Origin of the sequence: Prosthecobacter sp., from assembly GCF_044222565.1 — a bacterium.
In the GTDB taxonomy this organism is placed as follows: Bacteria; Verrucomicrobiota; Verrucomicrobiia; order Verrucomicrobiales; family Verrucomicrobiaceae; genus Prosthecobacter.
The window spans coordinates 462,130-485,742 of the sequence record NZ_JBGANA010000004.1 but is presented as its reverse complement, the minus strand read 5'-3'; the positions used below and the strand labels follow the sequence as shown (position 1 = coordinate 485,742).

At 60.6% G+C, this 23,613-nt stretch carries 21 protein-coding genes; 9 read left to right on the top strand and 12 right to left on the bottom strand.

Going from position 1 to position 23,613, the window contains the following annotated elements:
* Positions 1 to 365 precede the first annotated feature (365 nt).
* Positions 366 to 782: a phosphoribosyl-AMP cyclohydrolase gene (gene hisI / locus ACILSR_RS08625; protein ID WP_395749344.1), complete on the bottom strand. Its 417-nt coding sequence runs from the start codon at positions 780 to 782 to the stop codon at positions 366 to 368.
* A gap of 45 nt (positions 783 to 827) precedes the next feature.
* Positions 828 to 2,360 (bottom strand): hypothetical protein, encoded by a 1,533-nt coding sequence (locus ACILSR_RS08620; protein WP_395749343.1) that lies wholly within the window; start codon positions 2,358 to 2,360, stop codon positions 828 to 830.
* A gap of 76 nt (positions 2,361 to 2,436) precedes the next feature.
* Between ACILSR_RS08620 and ACILSR_RS08615 the strand changes: the two genes are divergently transcribed.
* On the top strand, positions 2,437 to 4,254 hold the full coding sequence (locus ACILSR_RS08615) for an ATP-binding cassette domain-containing protein (RefSeq protein WP_395749342.1): 1,818 nt from the start codon (positions 2,437 to 2,439) through the stop codon (positions 4,252 to 4,254).
* Here ACILSR_RS08615 and ACILSR_RS08610 read toward each other — a convergent pair whose 3' ends face one another.
* Positions 4,255 to 5,625 (bottom strand): NCS2 family permease, encoded by a 1,371-nt coding sequence (locus ACILSR_RS08610; protein ID WP_395749341.1) that lies wholly within the window; start codon positions 5,623 to 5,625, stop codon positions 4,255 to 4,257.
* A gap of 84 nt (positions 5,626 to 5,709) precedes the next feature.
* On the opposite strand from ACILSR_RS08610, the gene ACILSR_RS08605 reads away from it, so the two are divergent.
* Both ACILSR_RS08605 and ACILSR_RS08600 read left to right on the top strand, forming a co-directional pair.
* A complete protein-coding gene (locus tag ACILSR_RS08605) occupies positions 5,710 to 7,620 on the top strand; it encodes a sulfatase (RefSeq protein ID WP_395749340.1) in 1,911 nt (636 codons plus the stop codon).
* Between the two features lie 78 nt (positions 7,621 to 7,698).
* Positions 7,699 to 7,995: a Dabb family protein gene (locus tag ACILSR_RS08600; RefSeq protein ID WP_395749339.1), complete on the top strand. Its 297-nt coding sequence runs from the start codon at positions 7,699 to 7,701 to the stop codon at positions 7,993 to 7,995.
* A 59-nt stretch (positions 7,996 to 8,054) separates the two neighbouring features.
* Here the strand turns inward: ACILSR_RS08600 and ACILSR_RS08595 are convergent, their stop codons facing one another.
* The 5 genes from ACILSR_RS08595 to ACILSR_RS08575 form a co-directional block, all read right to left on the bottom strand.
* A complete protein-coding gene (locus ACILSR_RS08595) occupies positions 8,055 to 8,399 on the bottom strand; it encodes an SWIB/MDM2 domain-containing protein (RefSeq protein WP_395749338.1) in 345 nt (114 codons plus the stop codon).
* A 216-nt stretch (positions 8,400 to 8,615) separates the two neighbouring features.
* The gene (locus ACILSR_RS08590; RefSeq protein ID WP_395749337.1) at positions 8,616 to 9,293 is read right to left on the bottom strand and encodes a response regulator; all 678 of its coding nucleotides are present in this window, start codon (positions 9,291 to 9,293) and stop codon (positions 8,616 to 8,618) included.
* Positions 9,260 to 10,333, bottom strand: a complete 1,074-nt coding sequence (locus ACILSR_RS08585) for a PAS domain S-box protein (protein WP_395749336.1) — start codon at positions 10,331 to 10,333, stop codon at positions 9,260 to 9,262. Before ACILSR_RS08585 ends, ACILSR_RS08590 begins: the two co-directional genes overlap by 34 nt.
* A 14-nt stretch (positions 10,334 to 10,347) precedes the next feature.
* On the bottom strand, positions 10,348 to 11,253 hold the full coding sequence (locus ACILSR_RS08580) for a universal stress protein (protein WP_395749335.1): 906 nt from the start codon (positions 11,251 to 11,253) through the stop codon (positions 10,348 to 10,350).
* A gap of 90 nt (positions 11,254 to 11,343) precedes the next feature.
* Entirely contained in the window at positions 11,344 to 11,799 is a 456-nt protein-coding gene (locus ACILSR_RS08575) for a hypothetical protein (RefSeq protein WP_395749334.1), read from the bottom strand.
* A gap of 91 nt (positions 11,800 to 11,890) precedes the next feature.
* On the opposite strand from ACILSR_RS08575, the gene ACILSR_RS08570 reads away from it, so the two are divergent.
* The 4 genes from ACILSR_RS08570 to ACILSR_RS08555 all read left to right on the top strand — a co-directional run bounded on the left by ACILSR_RS08570 (position 11,891) and on the right by ACILSR_RS08555 (position 14,589).
* Positions 11,891 to 13,201, top strand: coding sequence for a PQQ-binding-like beta-propeller repeat protein (locus ACILSR_RS08570; protein ID WP_395749333.1), 1,311 nt, complete (start codon positions 11,891 to 11,893; stop codon positions 13,199 to 13,201).
* A gap of 206 nt (positions 13,202 to 13,407) precedes the next feature.
* Positions 13,408 to 13,761 (top strand): hypothetical protein, encoded by a 354-nt coding sequence (locus ACILSR_RS08565; protein ID WP_377171142.1) that lies wholly within the window; start codon positions 13,408 to 13,410, stop codon positions 13,759 to 13,761.
* A gap of 109 nt (positions 13,762 to 13,870) precedes the next feature.
* On the top strand, positions 13,871 to 14,245 hold the full coding sequence (locus ACILSR_RS08560) for an NADH-quinone oxidoreductase subunit A (RefSeq protein ID WP_395749332.1): 375 nt from the start codon (positions 13,871 to 13,873) through the stop codon (positions 14,243 to 14,245).
* 26 nt (positions 14,246 to 14,271) lie between these two features.
* Positions 14,272 to 14,589: a Dabb family protein gene (locus ACILSR_RS08555; protein ID WP_395749331.1), complete on the top strand. Its 318-nt coding sequence runs from the start codon at positions 14,272 to 14,274 to the stop codon at positions 14,587 to 14,589.
* Positions 14,590 to 14,593: 4 nt separating this feature from the next.
* Here ACILSR_RS08555 and ACILSR_RS08550 read toward each other — a convergent pair whose 3' ends face one another.
* Genes ACILSR_RS08550 through ACILSR_RS08535 form a run of 4 tightly spaced genes read right to left on the bottom strand, consistent with a single transcriptional unit; the run spans position 14,594 to position 19,512 of the window.
* Entirely contained in the window at positions 14,594 to 15,673 is a 1,080-nt protein-coding gene (locus ACILSR_RS08550; RefSeq protein WP_395749330.1) for a lipocalin-like domain-containing protein, read from the bottom strand.
* A 1-nt stretch (position 15,674) separates the two neighbouring features.
* Complete coding sequence (locus ACILSR_RS08545; RefSeq protein ID WP_395749329.1) at positions 15,675 to 18,215, bottom strand: FtsX-like permease family protein; 2,541 nt, start codon at positions 18,213 to 18,215, stop codon at positions 15,675 to 15,677.
* Positions 18,212 to 18,916, bottom strand: coding sequence for an ABC transporter ATP-binding protein (locus ACILSR_RS08540; RefSeq protein ID WP_395749328.1), 705 nt, complete (start codon positions 18,914 to 18,916; stop codon positions 18,212 to 18,214). The genes ACILSR_RS08545 and ACILSR_RS08540 overlap by 4 nt, the downstream gene beginning before the upstream one ends.
* Positions 18,913 to 19,512, bottom strand: coding sequence for a riboflavin synthase (locus ACILSR_RS08535; RefSeq protein WP_395749327.1), 600 nt, complete (start codon positions 19,510 to 19,512; stop codon positions 18,913 to 18,915). Before ACILSR_RS08535 ends, ACILSR_RS08540 begins: the two co-directional genes overlap by 4 nt.
* A 108-nt stretch (positions 19,513 to 19,620) precedes the next feature.
* Between ACILSR_RS08535 and ACILSR_RS08530 the strand changes: the two genes are divergently transcribed.
* Both ACILSR_RS08530 and ACILSR_RS08525 read left to right on the top strand, forming a co-directional pair.
* Positions 19,621 to 22,209 (top strand): DUF1549 and DUF1553 domain-containing protein, encoded by a 2,589-nt coding sequence (locus ACILSR_RS08530; protein ID WP_395749326.1) that lies wholly within the window; start codon positions 19,621 to 19,623, stop codon positions 22,207 to 22,209.
* A gap of 1 nt (position 22,210) precedes the next feature.
* A complete protein-coding gene (locus tag ACILSR_RS08525) occupies positions 22,211 to 23,566 on the top strand; it encodes a DUF1501 domain-containing protein (protein WP_395749325.1) in 1,356 nt (451 codons plus the stop codon).
* Positions 23,567 to 23,613: the final 47 nt, after the last annotated feature.

Sequence of the window (23,613 nt, the reverse complement as noted above, 5' to 3'; positions counted from 1 at the left end):
AGCGTTGCCACCACGACGAACAAGATCCTGCCAGCGCAAAGTCCGACGCCCTGTGGACAAATGGCCACGCATGATCAACACCTCTTCGTCGTCCACCTCCAGAAACTTCGCCGTCACAACGATTGCTTAGCGGCATTAGGCCTAGACCAGTTCTCGAAAAGATTGTCATTTTGACCGGCGAGCGCAGCGTCCCCAGTGGCAAGGCGGGAGCGCCGCCTGCTATTTGAAAATAACAGGCAAGCGACCAACGCAGCCAATGGGGCCGCTCCGCCGCCCGGGCAATGTGACAAGATTTTTGAGAGCTGGCCTAGTTCCGCACTCGAACCCATATCCCGCGCGGGCGCATGGCTCTCGAAATGCCCGGCTTAGGGCACGGCTTCCAGCAGAGCTTCACCTTGGGCGGCTTTGACGACGCGGTAAAAGCAGGTGGGGCGCTTGGTATGGCAGCAGCCGCCGCCGTGCTGTTTGACGCGGAGCACAAGGGCGTCTTGGTCGCAGTCGGTGCGGATTTCGATGATTTCCTGAAACTCGCCGCTGGTGGCGCCTTTGTGCCAGAGCTGGTTGCGGCTGCGGCTCCAATAGACGGCCTGACCGAGCTCCAGGGTCATTTTGAGCGACTGCTCGTTCATGTAGGCGAGCATCAGGGGGGCGCCAGTGTCCGCGTCCACCGCCATGGCGGGCATGAGGCCATGCTCATCAAACTTCGGGGCAAAGAGCATGCCTTCTTCGATGGCATGCTTCGACTCACGGGGGGCGAAGGAGATGGGGGCGGGGGTGGACATGGGACGTGGTGCATGCTAGCGGCACATCCCCGCCGTGCAACTTTCTCATTTTCCCGGGAACACAGGCAGCACCTTGTTAATGAGGCCGGAACCGGCGTTCACGCCGTTTTCGAGCAGGCCGGTGGCCCCTTCGATGACCTTGCCGGGTATTTTGGCGGCTTCCCCGCCGAGAACGGGTTTGAGCAGAACCTCCGCACCTTTTTCGACAACGGCGCCGGGGGTGTCAAAAAGCAGGGACATGCCTGCGGCGCCAATAAGGCGGCTGCTCAGGTCCTCCTGCGGGGCATCGAAGGTACCGACAACGTGCACGCGCGTCCAATGCAGGCCCGCAGGCCCTGCGGGGTTGTTTTCGACGAAGACACGGCTGCTGGCCCCGGGGATGCCGCTCAAAGTCTCGGGAGTGACGCCAAGAAGGAAATCTCCCTCGATCAGGCGGCCGCGAATATTGAGAGCGCCATCGATGCGGAGGAGGCCGTTGGACTGGACCACGATGTTCTCGATGCGAAGAGAATCTCCCTGTGGGCGGATGGTGGCGGTGCAGGTGTCCAGCACGATGCGCTTGAAGCGCTGGGTGTTGGTGTAGGTGGCGAGCTTGTCCAGGATGGGCAGACCGGTGAGCACGCCATCCCGAAGCACGAGATCGGCCTTCCACGAAGGCGGCGCATCGCGGGTGCCGGACATTTCGAGGTCTCCTTCGATCTTGCCGGAGAGACGCTGGTCCCACCATGCATCAAGAAATTCATCCAGCGGAACTCCTTTGCCATGGACAAAAACCTGCCATGCGCCGGATTCGGGCTTGATGGAGCCGCGAAGAGTGGCTGTGGACTCCTGCTTCCAGCGCAAGGAGGCATCGCTGATCTGCAGCTGGCTGCTGCCAAGACGAAGGGTGGCTTTGGCCACGTCAAAGCCGAGCGGTTCCTTCTGCTCTGGCGCCATGATGGGTGTGACGAGCCTGCCTCCCGTCATTTTTCCAGAGACGGAAACCTCGCCGCTCTGCCAGTTTCCGAGACGCAGCTGGGTGTCCGAGATTTTCCAGCCTGCCTGCTCAAACAGGAAGCGATGGACATCGAAACCGCTGACGGTGGTCCTGCTGGGGATATAACGGCGCAGAAAGAAGGGGATGCCGTCATTGCTGTCGTCAAACTTGGCGGCGGGCTCTGAGGATGAGCCGCCCGAGGAAACGGGTGCCGTACGCCGAAGGCTGAGTTCGTCCGCCCCGGCATTTTGAATGCTCCATTTTCCCATTCGTATGGCACCAAAATCGAGAGAGGCATGCAGTCCTCCGGCATCCAAAGTCCACTCGGGCGCCTCCACGGACAAGTCGGATGCAGATGCCGTGTCATCGTTCCAAGTCAAAGAGGCGATGTGAGCTGTGCCGCCGGAACGGGCTGCGATCATTTCCGCAGCCTTTTCACGAAAATCATCTGTCTGCACATAAGAGCGGATGTAACCGGTGACCAGGGAGGGGGCCAGCAGCACGAGGACGATGCCGATGACGACGAGCAGGGCCGCCAGCCACTTGAGCCAGCGAAACGGAGAGGAGGAGGGGCGCTTGCCCGGTCTTTGGCGGCGTTGCATTTTGGCTGCGGATGGATTTTTTTCATCGCCAGAGCGGTAATCTCCGGCCTAGTTTCGGGTTACTTATTTAACCTGTATGCTCAAAGCACTCAACGTTTGTCTTGAAGTCGATGGTCCGTCGGGCTCGGAAAACGACAGCACTTTGCATCTGCTGCGAGAAGTGAGCTTTAACGTCCCGCCGGCGCACCTGGTGGCGATCGTGGGGCCGTCCGGCTGCGGCAAGACGACGCTGCTGAAGGTGATCACCGGCATTCAGCAGCAGACCTCCGGAGAGCTGCTGTGGGACGGACGTGATCTGAGCGCGGAGGAGGACCTGCATCCCGGAGATCTGGGGTATGTGCCGCAGTTCAGCGTGGCGTATGACCTGCTGACGGTGGAGGAAAGCATCGCCAGTGCGATGGTGCTGCGCACGCAGCTGGCGCAGACGGAGGACTTTATTCCTTCGCTGGATCACATTTTGGAAGTGACGGGGCTGACGCATCTTTCGGACCGGAAGGTGAAGGTCCTCTCCGGCGGCCAGAAACGGCGGCTGGGACTGGCGCTGGAGCTGGTGACGGATCCCTGCCTGCTGCTTTGCGACGAAGTGACGAGCGGGCTCGATCCGAAGTCTGAAAACGAGATTACGAACCTGCTGCGCGAGCTCTCTCGTGGGCACCCGAAGCGCGTGGTGATCAATGTGACGCACAGCCTCGCGAGTCTGGATGCCTACGACAGCGTGATGGTGATGTACCAGGGGGTGCTGACGTACCATGGGCCGCCGAAGTCGATGATGCATTACTTTGCCGCGGAGCATCCGGAGGAGGTTTATCTGAAGCTTACTGAGAGAAAGGCAGGCGACTGGCATGAGTCCTGGGAGAAGCACCGTGAGACATACTACAAGCGCCACGGATTTGACGGTACGAAGGCGCTGCCAGAGGATGAGGAGGCGCGGAAGAGCAGCGGCCCGTCCAAGACTTCGGTGCGGGAGGAACGCACCGTGGCGAAGGTGGAGGAAAACCCGGCGCATGAGCATCTGGATCTGCCGCCGGTGGAAATGCCGTCCATGATGACGCAGCTGTTTGAGCTGCTGCGTCGGCGCTGGACCATCTTCCGCAGGGACAAGGCACAGGTGTGGCTGCACCTGGCGATGCTGCTGGGCTTTCCGCTGCTGGTGGTGATCTTTGCGCTCGATGGCATCAAGCCGATCCGATCGCTCTCCGTGCATCAGGATGACAACGCGCAGGTGGAGGTGAACCAAATGGCCAAACATAAGGAGGAGCAGCTCCAGGCAGGCGGCCTGGTCTCAGGGCTGATCATGCTACAGGTGGTGCTGGTGACGCTGATGGCCAGCAACAACGCGGCGCGTGAGATCGCGTCCGAGCGGCTGATTTTGGAACGCGAGAAGCTGGGAGGACTGCACCCGTTTGCCTACATCGGCAGCAAGGTGATTTTCCTCGGAATCTTTGTGCTGGCGCAAAGTTTATGGATGGGGTTCTTCGTGGACATTGTTGTCGGAGGGCTGCCAGGGGATCTGGTGGTCAAACTGGCGCTGCTAATGCTGGCCTCTGCGGCGATGACGAGCGTGTGCCTGGGCATCTCGGCGCTGAGCAAGACGCCGGAAAAAGCGACGATCCTTTGCATCTACTTGGTGGGCTTCCAACTTCCACTCTCAGGCGCGGTGCTCACCCTGCCGGACTGGCTGGAAAACTGGGTGCAGCCGCTCGTGGTGGCGTTCTGGAGCTGGAGCGGCAGCCTCAGCAGCATGAGCAGCACCGCTTTTTACGATGCGGTGAAGCAGGTGACCCACACCGATCTCATCAGCCCACCACTCGGCGCTTTCGTGCTGTTTGTGCATGTGCTGGTGGGGCTGGGCATGACTTTCATCGGCGTGCAGCGCAGCCAGTGGGATTCGTGATCAATGCGGCAGGCCGAAGAGATAATAAGCCACGCAGAGCAGGCCGAGAACAATCATGCCGGCGTTTAACTCACGGATGCGACCGGTGGCGAGTTTTAGGACGGGATGCACGACGAGGCCGGCCGTGAGGCCGTTGGCAATGTTGTACGTGAAGAGCATCATCACGATGGTGACAAAGGCGGGGACCCATTCGGTGAGATCTTCGAAGTCGATGCGACGCACCGAGCCGGTCATGAGCACGCCGACTGCAATAAGGGCCGGGCCGTAGGCAAAGCGGAGCTGCTGCAGGGGCTCGATCAATGGGATGAAAAACAAAGAGAGCAAAAAAAGCCCGGCAGTGACCAGAGATGCGAGACCCGTGCGGGCACCCGCGGCGATACCAGTGGCGGATTCGATGTAGGCACCGCTGGTGGAGGTGCCGACGAGGCCGCTGAAAATGCAGGTGAGGGCATCCACGAGCATGGGTTTTTCCACCTGGGGGAAGCTGCCTTTTTCATCGAGCAGATTGGCGGCGGCGCCGAGTCCGGTGAGTGTGCCGAGGGTGTCCAGGAAGCTCATGAGGAAGAGGGTGAGCAGGACGGGAAGAAAGCTGAGCTGCAGCACGCCGGTGATGTCGAGCTTGAAGGCGATCTGGCTCAAGTCGTAATGACCGGTGAAGGGCAGCGCGGTGATGGCCTTGGGCGCATGAGCGAAGCCGAGAAGGCCGCCCGTCAATGCTGTGACCACGATGCCGATGAGGAGTGCGCCGCGTACTTTGCGAATCATGAGCACCGCCATCAGCAGAAAGCCGCCGATGGCCAGGAGCACTTGCGGATCGTGCAGATTTCCGATTTTCACCGGAACAGCAGGAGCGAGAAAGAGGCCGTGGGGATCCGCTTGCAGCGCCTGTGCTGGCATGCCGGAGACGAAGCTGGTGACGATGCCGGTTTCATACAAGCCGATGAAAGCGAGGAAGAGGCCGATGCCGACGGCGAAGCTGTGCTTCAAGCTCACGGGAACGGAGTTCGCAAGCCAGCCGCGAACGCCGAGGAGCGTGATGATGAGAAAGAGGATGCCGCTGACAAAGACGGCACCGAGCCGCTGCTCCCAGCCGATGCCAAGCGCGGCAAGGCCGAAGGCGATGAAGGCATTTTCGCCCATGTAAGGCGCGACGGCGAAGGGGCGGTTTGCGATCAGGGCCATCAGCACGCAGCCGGCTGCCGCCGTAAGGATGGTGGCGACGGTGCTGGGCCCGGCGGGGATGCCGGCGAAGGAGAGGATGGCCGGATTGACCACCATGATGTAGGCCATGGTGATGAAGGTGGTGACGCCGCCAATGATCTCAGCGCGGACGGAGGAGCCATGCTCGTGCAGCTTGAAGAAGGCTTTCATGCTGCGGGGGAGAGGAGCGTGGAAGCGCCGGGCCGCAAATTTTAATGCGCAATTCCCGCGGGATATGTGCGTTCACAGCGGACCATGAAATTCAGGCTGCTCCCACTTCTTCTTTTGTCATTCGTCGTCGCGCCTTCGTCCTGGGGGGCGAAGCCGAATGTGGTGCTGTTCCTAGCGGATGACATGGGCTGGATGGACAGCGGGGTGTATGGCTCACAGTATTATGAGACGCCAAACATCGACCGGTTTGCCACGCGGGCGATGCGGTTCACGAATGCGTACTCACAGCCGCTGTGCTCGCCCACACGTGGCAGCCTGCTGAGCGGCCAATACACGGCGCGGCATGGCATCACGACGGCAAGTGGGCACCAGCCGCCGCAGGAGGCGGGGCACGTGTTTTTGCCAACAAGCGCCCCGGCGAATGCGCCGATGCTGCTGCCGGAGAGCAAGAACTACCTGGAGCCGGCGCAGATCACGCTGGCGGAGACGCTGAAGGGTGCGGGGTATCGCACGGCGCACATTGGCAAATGGCATCTGGGACTGACGCAGCCATACTGGCCGGAGCAGCAGGGCTTTGACGTGGGATTTCACTGCCATCCAGATCCAGGACCGCCGGGAGAGTATTTTTCTCCGTATGGAGTGCTGGCGGAAGGCAAGCCAGGCGGCAAAACCAAGGTCGGCACGATCACCGATGGTCCGCAGGGAGAGTACATTGTTGACCGGCAGGCCGCCGAAGCGGTGAAGTTTATCGAATCAAGCAAGGGCGGTCCCTTTTTCCTGAACCTGTGGTGCTACGGGGTGCACGGGCCGTGGGGGCACAAGGAGGAGTACACGCGGCACTTCGCGGCGAAGAAAGACCCGAGCGGACGGCAGGGCAACCCGATCATGGGTTCCATGCTAAAGAGCGTGGACGAATGTTTTGGGCGCATCCTGGCAGAGCTGGACAAGCAGGGTGTCGCTGACAACACCATCATCATCTTCACCTCTGACAACGGAGGAAACCAGCATAGCAACACGACGAACGAAGGCCGAAAGTCTGCCAATGAGGACTGGCAGAAGTGGGCGGGCAACCAGCCGCCAACGATGAACACGCCGCTGCGCGATGGCAAAGGCACGCTCTATGAAGGCGGCACCCGCGTGCCGATGATGTGGGCCTGGGCGGGGAAGATCAAGCCTGCGAGCACGAGCGAAGCGGTGGTGGGCCCGATCGATGTTTACCCGACGGTGATCGATCTGCTGGGTATCGCGAAGCCGGAGCAGCAGGTGTTTGACGGAGTGAGCTATGCAAAGCTGCTCAAAGGCGAAGGCACGCTGCAGCGCGAGGCCTACTTCAACTACCATCCGCATGCGGGTGCTCACCGCGCCGGCGGTGTGTGGGTGCGCAGCGGTGATTTCAAACTGCTGCGCTGGTTTGGCAATCCGGGCACGCATGAACTGTACAATCTGCGGGAGGACATCAGTGAAGCGCATGACCTCGCTGCAACCATGCCGGACAAAGTGAAGGAGCTTGAGGCAATGATCGATGGCTTTCTCAAAGACACGGGAGCGAACTACCCCAGGCCCAATCCGGCGTATCAGCCGGTGGCTGGCAAGACACCGGCGGCCAATGACGATCCGCTTTATGCGTGGAAAGAGCGCGGCTGCAAAGCGACCGTGAGCGATGGGATCGTGACGATGAAAAGCCTCGGGAAACCCGGCGCAGCCTTCCTTGGTCATGGCACGGCAAAGATGACGGGTCCCGCGACGGTGAAAATGCGTGTGCGCAGCGCAAACGGCGGCGCAGGCAAAATCGACTCTCTGCCGAACATGGCGGCCGATCCCAGCGTGATTCATTCCTCAGCGTTTGAGGTGAAAGCGGGCGAGTGGCAGGACTTTAAAATTGATCTCAGCGAGAAAGGTCCGCTGGGGACGCTGCGCGTGTATCTTCCAGACAGCGAAATTGATTTTATCGAAGTGGCGCCTGCAAATGGGAAAGCGCAGCGCTGGGACTTTTGAGAGCGTCTATCTTTTCGACCGGGAGATGACGGAGGCGTGGTTTTGACTTCGTAATCCCCTGCCCTCCCTTCACTCATCATGATCAGACATACCGTTGCCTTTCGTCTCAAGCACCCTTCCGGCTCAGCCGCAGAACAGGATTTTCTGCGGGCGGCCTGCGCGCTGGCAAAGATCGAAGGCGTGCAGAAGTTTGAGTGCCTGCGCCAGACAAGCCTGAAAAACAGCTTCACCTTTGGCCTCTCGATGGAATTTGCGAATGAGGCGGCCTATGCGTTTTACAGCGAGCACCCGGAGCACAGCCGCTTTGTGCAGGAGCGCTGGATTCCCGAAGTGGCGGAGTTCATGGAGCTGGATTACGTGACGTGTGTGCCGTGAGGCAAAAAAAGCGCCGCGCCAGGATGAACCGGGCGCGGCGTGAGGAATTCAGGAGGGAATTAAGCGCTGATGTGGTTGGAGACCAGCTTGGTCATCTCAAACATCGTCACCGTCTTCTTGCCGCCGAACACCGCCTTCAATGCGTCATCGGCATTGATGTTGCGCTTGTTCTTGGCGTCCTGGAGACCGTTCTTCTTGATGTAGTCCCACAGCTTCTTCGTGATCTGACCACGAGGAGCAGGCTTGGTCCCAACGACGGCGCCGAGGACCGCGTCAGGCTGCACCGGCTTCATAAGAGCAGGATTGGGTTTGCGTTTTGCCTTGGCAGGTTTCTTGGCTGCCGGGGCTTTCTTGGCTGCGGCCTTCTTGGCTGCAGGTTTTGCTTTGGTTGCTTTCTTGGCCATAGTGTTGTTGGCGGCGGTTGCCGTAATTGCAGGTTATGAGAGCGCACTGCGCAGCGTCAACGCAAATTTAATCAATATTTGAGGTTGTTTCCCTGCGTACAGCACCTCCGCTCCCTGCGTAAACGTCATTAAATCCGCTCGAGACGGGCGGTGATAATCGTGACGAAACGAACGACCCGGACAACGGTTCCACCCGCCGGCATCATCCCAAAACGGCTACACTTTCTTCCTGCTCTCCACCCACTGCACGGCGTATCGCACCAAGGCGGCGCCGTCGGTCATGCCGAACTTCTCCTTGATGTGAGCGCGATGGGCTTCCACCGTTCTGGCGCTGATGCTGAGCTGCGCGGCGATGACCTTGGTGGCGACACCTTTGCCGATGAGTTCGAGGATCTCGAGTTCGCGGTCCGTGAGAGCATCCATGCCAGTGGCTTTGGAACGGGAGGCGCCGCTGACCTGCTCCAGCATGCGGGTGTTGAGCGCTTCGCTCACATAGAGTCCGCCGCTGATGATTTTGTGAATGGCGGTGACGAGGTGATCCGCAGCCTCCTCCTTCATCACATAACCACGGGCGCCTGCACGAAGCGCACGCTCACCGTAGAGTGTTTCATCATGCATGGAGAGCACAAGGCACTGCGTGGCAGGATGCGCGGCACGGATGTCCTTGACGAGCTCAAGACCGTTTTTGTCCGGCAGGGTGAGATCGATGACCGCGAGGTCGGGCTTGAGCTTGTGCACGATTTCAAATCCTTCGCGCGCGCTGCCGGCCTCTCCGATGACGTCCAGTCCGTCTTCAGCACGGATCAACTGGGCGAGACCGTGACGCATGATGGGGTGGTCGTCGATGAGGACGAGGCGCTTCACGTTTTTTTCGGTGGTGCGGGAACGCTGCATGTGACCTGGGTGCCGCCGCCGGTGCGCGGCTCAAGTGTGAGATTACCCCCCATCATCTGTGCGCGATGGCTCATGGTCAAGAGGCCCATTCCTGTTCCTTTGGAAGGTGTGTCGGGAATGCCGATGCCGTTGTCACGCACGGTCAGGACGATGCTGCCGTTCTGACGTGCGAGCCGAATTTCCACACGCCGGGCCTGGCTGTGCTTGACGGCGTTTGAGACGGCCTCCTGCGCGATGCGGAAGAGCTGCACGGATACAGTGTTGTCATTGATCTGAACGGGATTGTCATAACGAAAATCACAATCCACCTCAAACGCGCGGCTGGTGCCGGCCGCCAGCTCTTCGAGAGCGGACATGAGACCACCTGAGTCGATCACCACAGGCATGAGTCCGCGGGAAGTCTCACGCGCACGGGTGTTGGCGCGGCTGATCAGCTGGACGATCTCGGCCAGGTTTTGCGCCTCCGGGCTGCCGGCTTTGGCGAGGTTTTTTTGAGCGACCTTCGCGAGACAGCCGATGGCTGCGAGCTGCTGGCAGAGATCATCATGAATGTCCTGGCCGATGCGCGCCTGCTCCTCTTCACTGATGTGAAGGATCTTGTCCTCGAGCGCCTTGCGTTCGGTGAGATCACGAATGATGCCGGTGAAGATGCGGCGTCCGCTGGGCAGCACGGCCTCGCCTACTGAAAGGTCGATGGGAAATACGGAGCCGTCCTTGCGCCGGCCCACCACCTCACGGCCGATGCCGATGATGCGTTTGACGCCGGTGTGCAGATAGTTCTGCACATAAGCATCGTGCCGGTCCCGATACGGCTGCGGCATGAGGATGCTGATGTTCCTGCCGATGAGCTCGGTGCTCTGATAGCCAAACAGACGCTCGGTGGCAGTGTTGGCGGATTCAATCACGCAGCTGGAGTCAATGGTGACGATGGCATTGACGGCGGTCTCGACGATGGCGCTGGAGATTTGCTCGCTGGCCTGCAGCGCCGCCTGCAGCTGGGCGATGCTGGGCTCGGGTTCGGCGGGCGAGGAAGACTTCATGAACGGAGAGGCACTCAATCAGGCGCGATGACGAAGCCGTCCGGTTTCACCGCGAGAATCGAGCAGGGGGCATGCTGGACAATTTTTTCCGCCGTGGTGCCGATGAGCATTTCACGCAGTCCGGTTTTGCCGTTCGTACCCAGAACGACGAGAGTGGCCTGCAACTCCTGCACATGATCCAGAATGGCCTCCCGAATATTGACAAGCTCCTTGACGTGCTGGGTGATCTGGACATCCCCCGCCTGACTTGTGAGCGGCTCCAGGAAGGCCGCGAGATCCCTGCGCCAGCCAGCCACCGATTCAGGATCATAGCTGGCAGGCAGAGATGGAGCAAAGCCACCGTAGTCGAGAGACATGGCAAGCGCGCTCTGAAACACGTGCAGGCAGTCGAGTGTGCCGCCGTCCTGCTGTGCGATATGCAACGCACATTGCACGGCCTTGGCGGAGTTTTCGGAAAAATCGACACAGGCGACGACCTTCTTGAAGGGACCTTGCGCATCCTCCCGCACCACAAGCACATCGACGGGAGCTTTGCGCACGCATTTGGCGGCAATGACGCCGATGCGGTGGGGCTCGTTTTTCGACCCCTTCGCCCCCATGACGAGGAGATCGGCACTGCAGGAACGGCAGGCCTCGACCAGTTCGGCAAACGGATTGCCAATGCGGACCTCCACATTCACGCATGCACCCACTTCCGCATCCGTGACGAATTTTTTCAGCCGCTCCTGCCACTCGGCGCGAATCGTGGCCTGGTCCGTGGAGAGGGCGCTTTTAAGCTCATGCACCAGAAACTCATCCATGACATGGACGGCAGTGATGGCGGCAGAATCGAGGGAGGCACGGTGCACGGCCTCCTTCAAGGCGACGAGACACGAAGGCGTGAAGTCGATGGCGGCGATGACATGGTGAAGCTTTTTCATGGCTGAGGGGGCTTTGATTGATTTCACCATAACCGGCAGCACATGGCAATGCCGCGCCGCTGTTGCGGCGTTATGGGCGCAGCTTGCGCCTTAGAGACCGGCTTCTTCCTGTGCCTGCTCGATGGCGGCCTCAAGGGTCCAAAGGGTCTTGTCGAAGCTCTTCTGGCGTGCGCGGAACTGGGCCTCATCCGTTATGGTGGAGAGCGTTTCCATTTCCTTCACGGCAAACGCATGATGCTGCTCCAGGGCTGTGACGCGGGTTTTGAAATACTCGCGGCCCATCTGCTCCTTGAGCACGTCGATGTCCGCCTTCCAGCGGGTGAGTGCAGCACCGGACTGCTTCAGGTATTCCTCCCGGCTCACGGTGAGACGGTCCTTGGCTTTTTTGTACCACTCGCGGCCTTTGACCTCTCCCTGCTCCTTTACCTTGGCGAATTCATTCTTCAGCTTTTCCGCGGCGCGGCGGAGTTGTTCGAGGCTGTCATCCGCACGGAGGGAATGAAGGCAAAGGCTTAGGGCAAGGCAGGTGAGAATGGCTTTTTTCATGTCGTCGAGGGATACGTGTGGATGCCGCCAACCATGCATGCTCTTTTCCCCGGCGAAAGAATTTCCCGCCAGCTCCGTCAACTTCACGCCCATGATCCGCACGACCGCCCTCACCGCCCTTTCCCTTGCCCTGCTGGCCGCCCATGCCGGCGCCCAACCGGCTACGAAGCCTGTATTCTGGCCCGGAAAGGGGGGGCCCACGCATGATGGCATCGTGCCTGAGGCAGAAGTGGCGCGCGTTCCTCTGGAATGGGACAGCACCACGGGCAAAAACATCGCGTGGCGCACGGAACTGGAAGGACAGGGCCATTCCTCACCGGTGATCGGCGGAGACATGGTCTGGTTCACTGCCGCGACGACGGACGGGACGAAGCAGTTCGTCTATGGCATCGACCGGCATAGCGGTAAAGTCGTGCATCATAACCTGGTCTTCGAAAATGCCGCTCCTGAAGAACTGGGAAATCCCATCAACAATTACGCAGCTCCTTCGCCCGTGCTGGAAGAGGACGCATTGTACGTTCACTTCGGCACTTATGGCACGGCGCGCATTGACCCAGCTAACGGGAAGAAAGTGTGGGAACGCCGGGACATCAATGTGCGCCACTTCCGCGGGCCAGGTTCATCGCCAATCATTTATGGTGATCTGATCATCCTGACCTTTGACGGGATCGACCAGCAGTTCGTCACCGCACTCGACAAGAAGACCGGCAAGAGCGTGTGGAAAACCGCGCGCACGACTGATTACGGCGATCTCGACAAAGAGGGCAAACCCACGCGGGATGGGGACATGCGGAAAGCCTACCACACTCCGGGTGTGTTTGAGATGGGGGGCAAGGAGGTGCTCGTTTCCATCGGGTCCCGCGCCGCTTTTGGCTATGACGTCAAGACGGGCAAAGAACTCTGGACCATCCGCCACGGGGGCTTCAATGCCGCCATCCCCCCGCTGCGTTTTGGCGACATGCTCATTCTAAACACGGGCTCCGAGCGTGCCCACACGATCGGTGTGCGCATTGACGACAAGATGACTGGAGACATCACCGAAAGCCACGTGGTCTGGGACCGTGAAAAGCGCAATGCGAGCGAGGCCGCGCCAGTGCTGGTGAACGGCACCGTTTATCAAATCACCCGGGGGGGCGTCGTGAGCGCGGTGGATGCCAAGTCGGGCAAAGACCTCTGGGACGACCGCCTGGCGGGCAAGCACGTCCCTGCCCCGCTGGTTCTGGGGGACAAGATGCTCTTCTGCAATGACCGCGGAGAATGCTTTCTGGTGAAGGCCTCGCCGGAGAAGTTTGAATTGATCCGTCAAAATCAGCTCGGGGAACAGATTTCTGCTTCGCCAGCTGTAGCGGAAGGGGCGTTGTTCATTCGAAGCAGCGGCGCGCTTTATAAGATCGGCAAGTAACCTATCTCGGTGAAATTTGGCCCCTTGACTACTCGAGCCACTGGAAATTGACCATCCAATGTAATCACAGATCAACTCTTGCCAGCTAGAGTAAACGAGGGCAGAGGACATCTTCTATCATTGCGCATGCAGCGTAGGAGAAAAAACCTCCTCCAATCACAAAACCGTCGCAAAGAGCCTGTTTTTGTGCTAGGATGGAAGTCCATATGCCTACTACCACACCGACACGCAAGACACGCTTCTCCCGCCGAGTCCCTGATCATGTCACTGACGAGCTAGTCAATGTGCTCTCAAAGCCGGAGACTTATGAGTTCAACACGTTGTTCGGTCTGGTTTATGACAATCTCAAGCTGAAAAACGCCGTCAGCGGCGGTGAAGAAATGCTGCGCCTGCGTTCCTATGAGAAGCTGCAGAACCTCGTCAGCCGTGGCCTCTGCGCCAAAGTGGGCAAGACCTACCGCGGTCTCGATGGTCTGCGCGCCGCGCACAATGCCGCCATCGCCGCCCGTAGCGCCGCCGTCGTGGCCCGCACCACGGCTGCAGCCGCCGCCCGCAGCTAAGACATTCTGATAATCTCGGGCCGCCCTGCTTCGCGCAAGGCGGCCCTTTTTGTTTCCGGGTTTGACGCTGGACCGCCTCTTGCTACCCATCTCGCTGTCTTTCACCCCCATGTTTGAAAATTACATCCCAGTCCTGCTCCAGATTCTCATCGCCGGTGCTTTTGCCGTGGGAACCCTGCTTTTCTCGGCGATCGCCGGCAAGTCCGCCAAGCGCAACGCGATCAAAGACTCCGCCTATGAGTGCGGCATGCTGCCGGTGGGCGAGAGCCAGCCGCGCTTCAGCGTGAAGTTCTACATCGTGGCGATGCTCTTCGTGCTGTTCGACATTGAGGTCGTTTTCCTTTACCCTTGGTCCATTGTTTACAAAGACTACCTCGCGGCCTTTGGAGGCTCCATCCTCGCGGTGGCCACAGGCTTTGTCTCCGTTTTGGGAGTGGCCTTCGTTTATGCCTGGAAGAAAGGCGTGCTCGACTGGAAGTCGTAGCCCGCGGCCCGCTCTTTCCTGCCGCCATGATTGCCTACCTCAGCCTGTTTCAGCTGAAGCCTCAGGTGACTGAGGAAAAACTGGAGCAAATGATGTCCCAGACACGTGTCATGCTCCTGCGCGTGACGGAGGTGCTCACCGTGAAGACTGGCAAGCGCGTCAATCCCTCCGACCCCTACCCGTGGTTCGTCTATCTTGAAGTGGAGACAATGGACAAGCTGGCCATCTGCCAGGACGATCCTCACTACATCAAATTCCGCGAAGAGGTGCTCAAGCCGAACATTTCCGAACAGGAGAGCACGGCTTTTGAAATGGAGCCGCGCAAGGATGTGAAGTACTCCTGAGGAGTCACTTCGAAGCCGGTGCAAGATGCAGGGTGAGGTCTCCCGCGTAGCCTGCAAGTTCAAGAAAAGCACGGCCCTGGACCCTGCCTTGGGAATCGAGCACATCGCAGGCACCTTCCCAATAGGGCAGACGGGTGATGCCGCCGTCCTGCTCCTGGTCTGCGGCAAGGGGTTTTAATTCGAAGAACTCCCCCTCAAAGCGGACACGAATGTGATTGGGATATTCGGCACCGTTGCGCGGGCTTTTCCACGTTCCTATGACATCCCATGTGAAAGCATCGCTCGCAAAGTGGCGGACACCGCCCTGCGGATCAATGAGCGCGAGGGTCGAAGCGGGGTCGAGCGTGCCGTCTTTCCGGCGCATGCGATACACCATGATCTCACGGCCATCTTTGAGCTGGAGAGCAGCCCAGTCCCAGCCCACCTGTCCTTCATCCAGCTGGCTGCTGCTGAATTCGTGATCCATCCACGCCTCGCCGTTCACGGAATGCTCTGTCGCGCCTAGCTTGACGGTGCCGCTGGTATTTAAGCGAGGCCAAGTGAGGTAGTGGCTGGCGGCGGAGGCTGATGCGCCTTTGCGTGAGACGCCATCTTTGCCGAAAATGACGAGAGGCTTGGATGGAACGAGGTCGAGCTGGAGGAGCGCCTCGTGCTTCACCGTGGCGGCGATGTGGATGTGCTGGGTGGCTTCATCAAGCGTGAGGGACCAGTTGCCATTGCGCACGGAAAGAGTGGTTTCAGAGCTAGCGGCGTCCCAGCCTGCGCGGTTGAGGCGTTCTTCGTGCAGGAAACGACCGGATTGTGCATCCAGCAGTGCGGCGTGGGCCAGGTGCAGATGGAGTGTTTTGTCATCTTCACGGCGGGCCTGGCGGAAGAAGGTGACCTGAAAGCCGAAGCGGCGGCCGTCTCTGCCATCAAGGTGACCGGTGACATACCACCACTCGGTGCGGAATTCAGGATGGCTGCCGTGATCGCGCGGGAAGGCGAATTTTTTTCCCGCTTGAGGAAGGGCGAAGCCATCCGCCGTGGTCTGTGCGTGCAGACAAGAAGTGGCGATGAGAAAGAGAAAAAAGAGGTGCTTCATGTCATTCCTCCGAGTGTTCCGCAGGCAGCAGCGCGGCCCAGCGCCCGACCATGGCGGCAACCAGCATGCCGACGGCGATGACCGCGGCGCCGAGCAGTGCGAGATGCCACCACACGGCGTGAAATTGCAGGGTCCAGCCGAAGCATTGTTTGTTGATGCGATACACCAGCAGCCAGCCGAGCCACAAGCCTGCTCCGATGCCCGTCATGGCTCCGGCACAGGCCACGCCAAAGCCCTCAAGCGCTGCGGCCCGGGCGATCTCTCCGCGTGTCATGCCAAGAGAGTGCAGCGTGGCCAGCACTGCGCGCCGCTCCAGCAGGAGGCTGGCCAATGCGAGTCCCAGACCGACCACGGCCACGATCACGCCGATGACCTCCAAGGCGTGAGTCACCGAAAAGGTCTGGCGGAAAATGCGCAGCGCCTCGCGCCGCAGGTGCGCATTGGTAAACACGCTCAGTCCCGGCTGCTTTGCCTCGATGTGCTGCCGCACGGTCTCCGCATCCGCGTCCGGCTTCAGCATCAAGACCACACGCCATGCTTCATCCGTCTCAAACCACTGGCGGAATGCCGTTCCCGGCACGGTGAGTGAACCACGCTCGTTGCCGTATTCCGCATTCATGGCGACCACGCGTACCGGGTGGCCCGCGAGGTCGATCACATCTCCCACACGTGTGCCGAAACGTTCGCTCCAGCTCTCGCTGATGATGGCAGGCGTGACACCAGAGTCTGAATGCCACCACTCCTCATGACGCGGAGGCTGCACCCAGGCATACAGCGCGTGCTTGTGCGCGAAGGCCGGATCACTGCCGAGGACCAGCACTTCCCCGCCCTGCCACAGCAGCGTTTTTGCCTGCAAGGCAGCCATCTCCAGCACCTCGGGTTCTCGGCCAATTTCCGCCACCGTTTCCGACGAGATGGCATGAGTGGACGACGCACTCTGTGCTCCGGCGCTGGAGATGTAGATGTCCGCCTTCATGGTGCGGTCTATCCAGCCGCGCATGGTGTGGTCAAAGCTGGCCACCATTACAGCCATGCCCGTCGTCATGGAGACGGCGCTGGCCAAAGCAGCCACGGCAAATCGATGCCTCACGGTAGGACGGCGCAGATGGGAAAGCGCAATGCGCCACACAGCAGACAAAGTTTTTTTGCGCGCGATGAGGCGCAACGCGGCAGCGGCCGCCAGCCCCGCACCCACCATCCAGAGCAGTGCCGCAGCATAACCTGCGAGCGGCAAACGTGTGCCGTTTTCAAAGCGGAGCACCGGAAGCTGGGCCAGTACAATCGCGGCCAGCATCATGGTCCAGCCGATCCATTCCACACGCCACACAGTGCCGCCTTCAAAGGGAGTGGCGTGGCGCCCCAGCATGTGCGCGGGTGGTGTGCGTGCCGCCATGCGTGCGGGCCACCATGCGGCGATCAAACTGGCGGCGATGGAAATGGATAGAGCCAGTGATGCTTCGCCCATACTCAGCGCAGGCGACTGCCCGCTGGTGGCGCCATAGAGTGCGTTCATCGTCTTCGCCACTCCGCCCACAGCCCCCTGTGCCCCGAGCCAGCCGAGCAGCACACCCAGCGTGCCGCCACAGAGTCCGAGCAGTCCAGCTTCGAGGAGGAAGGCGATCTGAATGGCACGATCCGTTACGCCAAGGGATTTCAAAATGCCGATCTCATCCCGTCGCCGCAGCACGACACCATCGAGAGCTTGGAAGATAAGATAGCCACCCACCAGCAAGGCGAGGAGGGAGAGGATGGCGAGATTGAGGCGGAAGGCCTGGGTCATGGTGCCAGCAAGCTGCCGACGGTCCGTGCCGCCACGCACCTGCCATTTGGATTTCAGCAGCGTGCCAGTTTCCTGACGCAGATTCGGGAAGGTCGCGCTGTCCTGGGCCAGCACCTCCACGCGATCCACACGATCTCCGCGCTGCAATAGACTCTGCGCCGCCGGCAGATCCATCAGCAGAAGATGCGCAGGCAGACTTGGAACTCCAGGCACCTCCGGCACAAGTCCGGCCACCCTCATGGAGATCACGCGATCATCCACGATGAGGCCAAGCTCCTCGCCCACCTTTACGCCGAGCTTTGGACTGGCATACACGCCATCCTTCACCGACTGCATATTTGCGGTGCCGAGTCTGGCGGGTGCTTCACCCCGGAGATTGAGCAATGCGATGAAATCCACGCCCAGCAGCCGCCAGGTGGGACGCGATCCGATCTCGCCATTTCCGGCATTGCGCACGGGCGTGACGGTTTCCTCAACGACTGGCAGCAGGCTCACGGGACGATGCGCCAGGAGCGTGCGCATTTCGCGCAGATCGGATTCATGCAGAGGACCCGAGGCCGCCAGCACCGTCCAGTCTGGCTGGCGCGTGATGCCTTCGGTAAAGGTCTCAAAACCCGAGAGCGCGGCATTGCTGGCCAGCCGTACCGCGAGATAGACGCTGGAGCCGAGCGCGAGGATGAGCATGAGCGCCAGCTGCTGCCGCCAGGCGAGGCGCCAGTGGCGCAGAGCGCAGAGCTGCAGGATGAGAAGTACCGTGCTCATGCGCCTTCCACGATCTGGCCGTCCTGCATGCGCAGCACGCGTTCGCAGTGCTTCACCGCCTCCGGGCTGTGCGTCACCAGCAGCAGCGCAGCCTGGGTTTCCCGGACGATCTCCGCCAGCAGATCCAGTACCTGCGCACCCGTCGCAGTGTCCAGGCTGCCGGTGGGTTCATCGGCCAGGATCAACTGCGGACGGTGCACCACGGCACGCGCGATGGCCACGCGCTGCATCTCGCCGCCGGAGAGCTGCCCGGGCAGTGCGCCCGCACGATGAGAAATACCCACGCGCTCCAGCAACTCCCGCACCCGGGCCTCGCGCTCTGCCATGGCCACGCCGAGCAGTTGCAGGGGCAACTCGATGTTTTCCCCTGCACTGAGTGTGGGCAGCAGATGATAAAACTGGAACACCATGCCGATGTGCCGCCGCCGGAGGTGGGCAAGTTCATCCGCGCTCAAGTTTTCCACGCAATGCCCTGCGATCATCACGCTGCCGCTGTCCGCATGATCGACACCGCCGACACAGTTCAGCACCGTCGTTTTGCCGCTGCCAGAGGGGCCGAGCAGCGCCACGCGCTGGCCTTGGTCCAGGTTGAACGAAACGCCGCGCAGGATGGTGCGTTCCGCGTAGTTTTTGGTGAGGGACTGGACTTCTAAAACCGGCATCTGGAGAGTAACGGCCTGCCCGGCCACATGGACGCTCACTTCATGGCACGCATCAGCTCGCGCACGTATTTGCCGAGCATGTCAAACTCCACATTGAGGCGGTCGCCCGGCTTCTTGGTGTGGAGATTGGTAAGCTGAAAGGTGTGCGGGATGATCCAGCACACGACAGAAGTGTCCTTCACCTCCGCAGCGGTCAAGGAGATGCCGTCGAGGCAGATGGAGCCTTTGGGAATGATGAGGCCACGCTGCTCCGCCGGGATCTCCACTTCGAGGCGGTGATCCTGGCCGTGCTCGCTCCAGTCCAGCACGTTCACGGTGGCATCCACATGCCCTTGTACAAAATGACCGCCGAAGCGTGCACCGATGGCCATGGCGCGCTCCAGATTGACAAGAGAGCCCGGTTGGAGATCGCCGAGGCTGGTGACCTTCAGGGTCTGCATGAGAAGGTCAAAACAGGCAGTTTGCGCGTTCGCGTTCTTTTCAGTCACCGTCAGGCAGCAGCCATTGACGGCCACGCTTTCGCCATCAGCCAGTTCAGCAGCCATGGGACCGACGTTCACAGTGAGCCGCGCGCTCTCGCCGCGTGGCTCCAGAGAAAGGACTTTGCCGGTGGTTTCAACGAGACCTGTGAACATTCTCCGAGATAACCGGGCAAACGACGCCTGTCGAATGGAAGGACATCTCTTTCTCACTGCGTAGTACGAGTGCCCATGCGTCGTGCGCTCATCCAGCTTGGTTCCCTCATGTTTTCCGCCAGCGTTTTCGCGGCGGAGCACTGGGCATTTCAGCCGCTGAGGCCTGTGAGGGCGGCGGGAGTGGATGAGTTCATTCAGCAGAAGCTGAAAGAGCAGGGCCTGAAAGGCTCGCCGCGTGCCGACGCGCGCACCCTGATCCGCAGGGCCACGTATAATCTCACCGGTCTGCCGCCGACGGCGGAGGAAACGGAAGCCTTTGTGCATGATGCCGCGCCTGAGGCCTACCCGCGCCTGATCGAGCGTCTCCTCGCCTCCCCGCATTACGGCGAGCAATGGGCGCGACACTGGCTGGATGTGGCGCGCTATTCAGACACCAAGGGCTATGTCTATGCGCGGGAGGAAAAGCACTGGGTACATGCCACTCCGTATCGGGACTGGGTGGTGCGCGCGCTGAATGCGGACATGCCGTACGACCGCTTCCTGCTGCTGCAGCTGGCAGCGGACCAGGTGGCACCGCCCAAGTCGCCAGATCTCGCGGCGATGGGCCTGCTCACGCTGGGGCGTCGCTTTCTAGGAGTGACGCATGACATCATTGATGACCGTATTGACGTCGTCATGCGCGGCACGCAGGCGCTGACGGTCGCCTGCGCACGCTGCCATGACCACAAATTCGACCCCATTCCAACACGGGACTATTATTCTCTCTACGGCATCTTCCAGAGCAGCGCCGAGGCCCTGGTGCCGTGTGCGGCGGGCGAAGACTCACAGCTGGCGGAGCTGGTGAAAAAGAATCGTGATCTCATGGCAAAGCGCCGCGAGGAGCAGATGGCCCGCACCCGTGCGCGTGCCGCGGACTACCAAAAAGCACTGACCGAGCTGGACAAGTACCCCGAGCAGGGCTTCGACCAGATTATCGACGAAAAGGACATCAATCCTTTCATCGTGCATCGCTGGAAAGCATGGGCAGAGGCTCATCCAGGAGTCGAACTGACGGAGGAAGCACTCAAAAAGGCGGATTCACCGGCCTATGTGCCCGAGGAGCACATCGCCAACATTGAGATGTATTTCCCCACCGGAGTCATCACCGAACTGTGGAAGGCTCAGGCAGAGGTGGACAGATACCTGCTCAAAAACAGCACCGCACCGGAGCATGCCACCCTTCTGGTGGATCGCCCGCTGCCCAGCACGCCCAGAGTGCTGCTGCGCGGCAATCCGCTGACGAAGGGCGATGAAGTGCCGAGGCAGTTTCTGAGCGCGTTTGGCAAGCAGCAGCCTTTCACCAAAGGAAGCGGCAGACTGGAGCTCGCGCAGGCCATCATAGACCCGCGCAATCCGCTGACGGCGCGCGTCATGGTGAACCGCCTGTGGCAGCATCATTTTGGACGCGGGATCGTCAGCACACCGAGCGATTTTGGCAAGCAGGGCGGCGCGCCCACGCATCCAGAACTGCTCGACTGGCTGGCGCAGCGCTTCATGGACTCCGGCTGGAGCCTCAAGGCGATGCACCGGCTCATGATGCTCTCAGAAACTTATCAGCAGGACAGCCGCGCCAGCGACGCGCGCGATCCTGACAACCGGCTGCTGTCACGCATGAACCCGCACCGCCTCAGCTTTGAAGAGGCGCGGGACGCCTGGCTTACGGCGGCGGGTAATATCGATCTGCGGCTCGGAGGTCGTCCCGCGGCTTTGTTCTCCGCAGCCAACACGCGCCGCACGCTCTACGCAGAGGTGGATCGTGAAAACGTCCCGGCAGTGATGCGGACTTTTGATTTTGCCAATCCCGATCTCTCCATCCCTCAGCGCACGGAAACCACGGTGCCGCAGCAGGCCCTGTTTGGCATGAACCACCCCTTTGTGGTCCAGCAGGCCCGGGCGCTGGTGCAAAGAGCCGCTGCTTCCGGAGCGGATGCAGCCAGGATTCGCTTCATCTACCGCGAGCTATTTCAACGCGATCCCACGCGAGGCGAACTCGCGTCTGGGCTGCGTTTTCTCGCTGACGACCAGACCGCATTGATCACGGAGTCAGATCACTCCCAGTCATGGCAGTACGGCTACGGTGAATGGGATGAGAGCACAGGCCGTGTGAAGGATTTCAAGGACCTGCCGCACTTCACGGGCAGCGCGTGGCAGGGCGCGGATAAATGGCCCAATGCGGAACTCGGCTGGGCCCAGCTCACCGCCACGGGCGGACATCCGGGAAACGACCGCAAACACGCGGTGGTGCGCCGCTGGGCCGCACCTGCCAGTGGCGCGTATGACATTCACTCCATTCTCATTCATGAGCCCAAAGCCGGAGATGGCATCCGCGGGTTCATGAGCCACTCCCGGCTGGGCAAACTGCGCGACACCCGGCTGCATGGTTCCACGGCCGACCTGAGCCTCACTGCCATCGAGTTTCAAAAGGGCGACACGCTCGATTTCATCGTGGACATCGGCGACGGCCTGAACAGCGATCAGTTTCTCTGGGCGCCCAAGATCGTGCCGAGCCCCAGCACCACCGGTGCCGGTGGAGACATGCCACGGGAGGCCTGGGACGCTGAAAAGGATTTTGCCGCGGTGCCACAATCTCAGCTCAATGCCTGGGAGCAACTGGTGCAGGTGCTGATGCTCTCGAACGAATTCATGTTTGTGGACTGATATGAGCGCCTTTCCCACTCGCCGCGAATTTTTGAGCCGCTCCGGCATGGGGATGGCCATGCTGGGACTTGGCGACTTGATGGCAGCGCCGCGGCCGCACTTCGCGCCGAAGGCAAAGCGGGTGATCCACTTCTTCCTGAATGGCGGGCCTTCGCATGTAGACACGTTTGATCCCAAGCCCGCCCTGGAACGCTATGCGGGCAGGCCCGTGCCCAGCCACCGCATTACGGAGCGAAAGACGGGCGCGGCGTTTCCGTCACCGTTCAAGTTTCAGCGCTATGGCCAAAGCGGCATCGAAGTGAGCGAGCTGTTTGCCAAAACCGCGGCGCACATCGATGACATCGCGGTGATCCGGTCCATGCAGGCGCAGGTGCCAAATCATGAGCCTTCGCTGATGCTCATGAACTGCGGGGATTCAATTCAGGCGCGCCCCAGCCTGGGGGCATGGCTTACGTATGGGCTGGGCAGTGCCAATGATAACCTGCCGGGCTTCATCGCCATGTGTCCGGGCGGCATGCCGATCAAGAGCGCGGAGAACTGGCAGGCGGCGTTTCTTCCCGGCGCGTATCAAGGCACCTATGTGGATTCGAAGCATCAGCAGGTGGACCGTTTGATCGAAAACATCCGCAGCCCGCATGCGGACTCGCGTGTGCAGCTTCGCCAGCTGGAGATGATGCGCCGCATCAACGAAGAGCATCGCCAGAAACGAAATGATCCGCGGCTGGAGGCGCGCATCCAAAGCTTCGAACTGGCCTACCGCATGCAGATGGAGGCGGCGGATGCCTTTGATGTGACGCGGGAGCCAAAACACATCCGCGCGATGTATGGCGACGGCGTGCATGGGCGGCAGACGCTCATCGCACGGCGTCTGCTGGAACGTGGCGTCCGCATGGTGCAGCTCTGGCATGGGGCAGGCCAGCCCTGGGACAATCACGACAACATCGAGGCAAACCACCGCAAGCTCTCCGCGGAGATCGACCAGCCCATCGCGGCCTTGATCGCAGACTTGAAGCAGCGCGGAATGCTGGAGGACACTCTCATCATTTGGGGCGGAGAATTTGGCCGCACCCCCACCGTGGAGATGAGCGGCGCGAAATCCAAGCTGGGGCGCGATCACAATCACTACGGCTTCAGCGTGTGGATGGCCGGCGGCGGTGTGAAAGGCGGCACGGTGCACGGCAGCACGGACGAGTTTGGCTTTGCCGCGCAGGATCATCCCACCAGCGTCCATGACCTGCACGCCACCATCCTGCACCTGCTGGGCATCAACCACGAGGAGCTGACCTACAGGTATGCAGGCCGCGACTTCCGGCTCACGGATGTCTATGGAGAGGTGATCGCGCCTGTGGTGGCCTGAGTTTTGTGCTTCCGTCCTTTTCAGTGTCCTGTGTTGATTTCAACAGG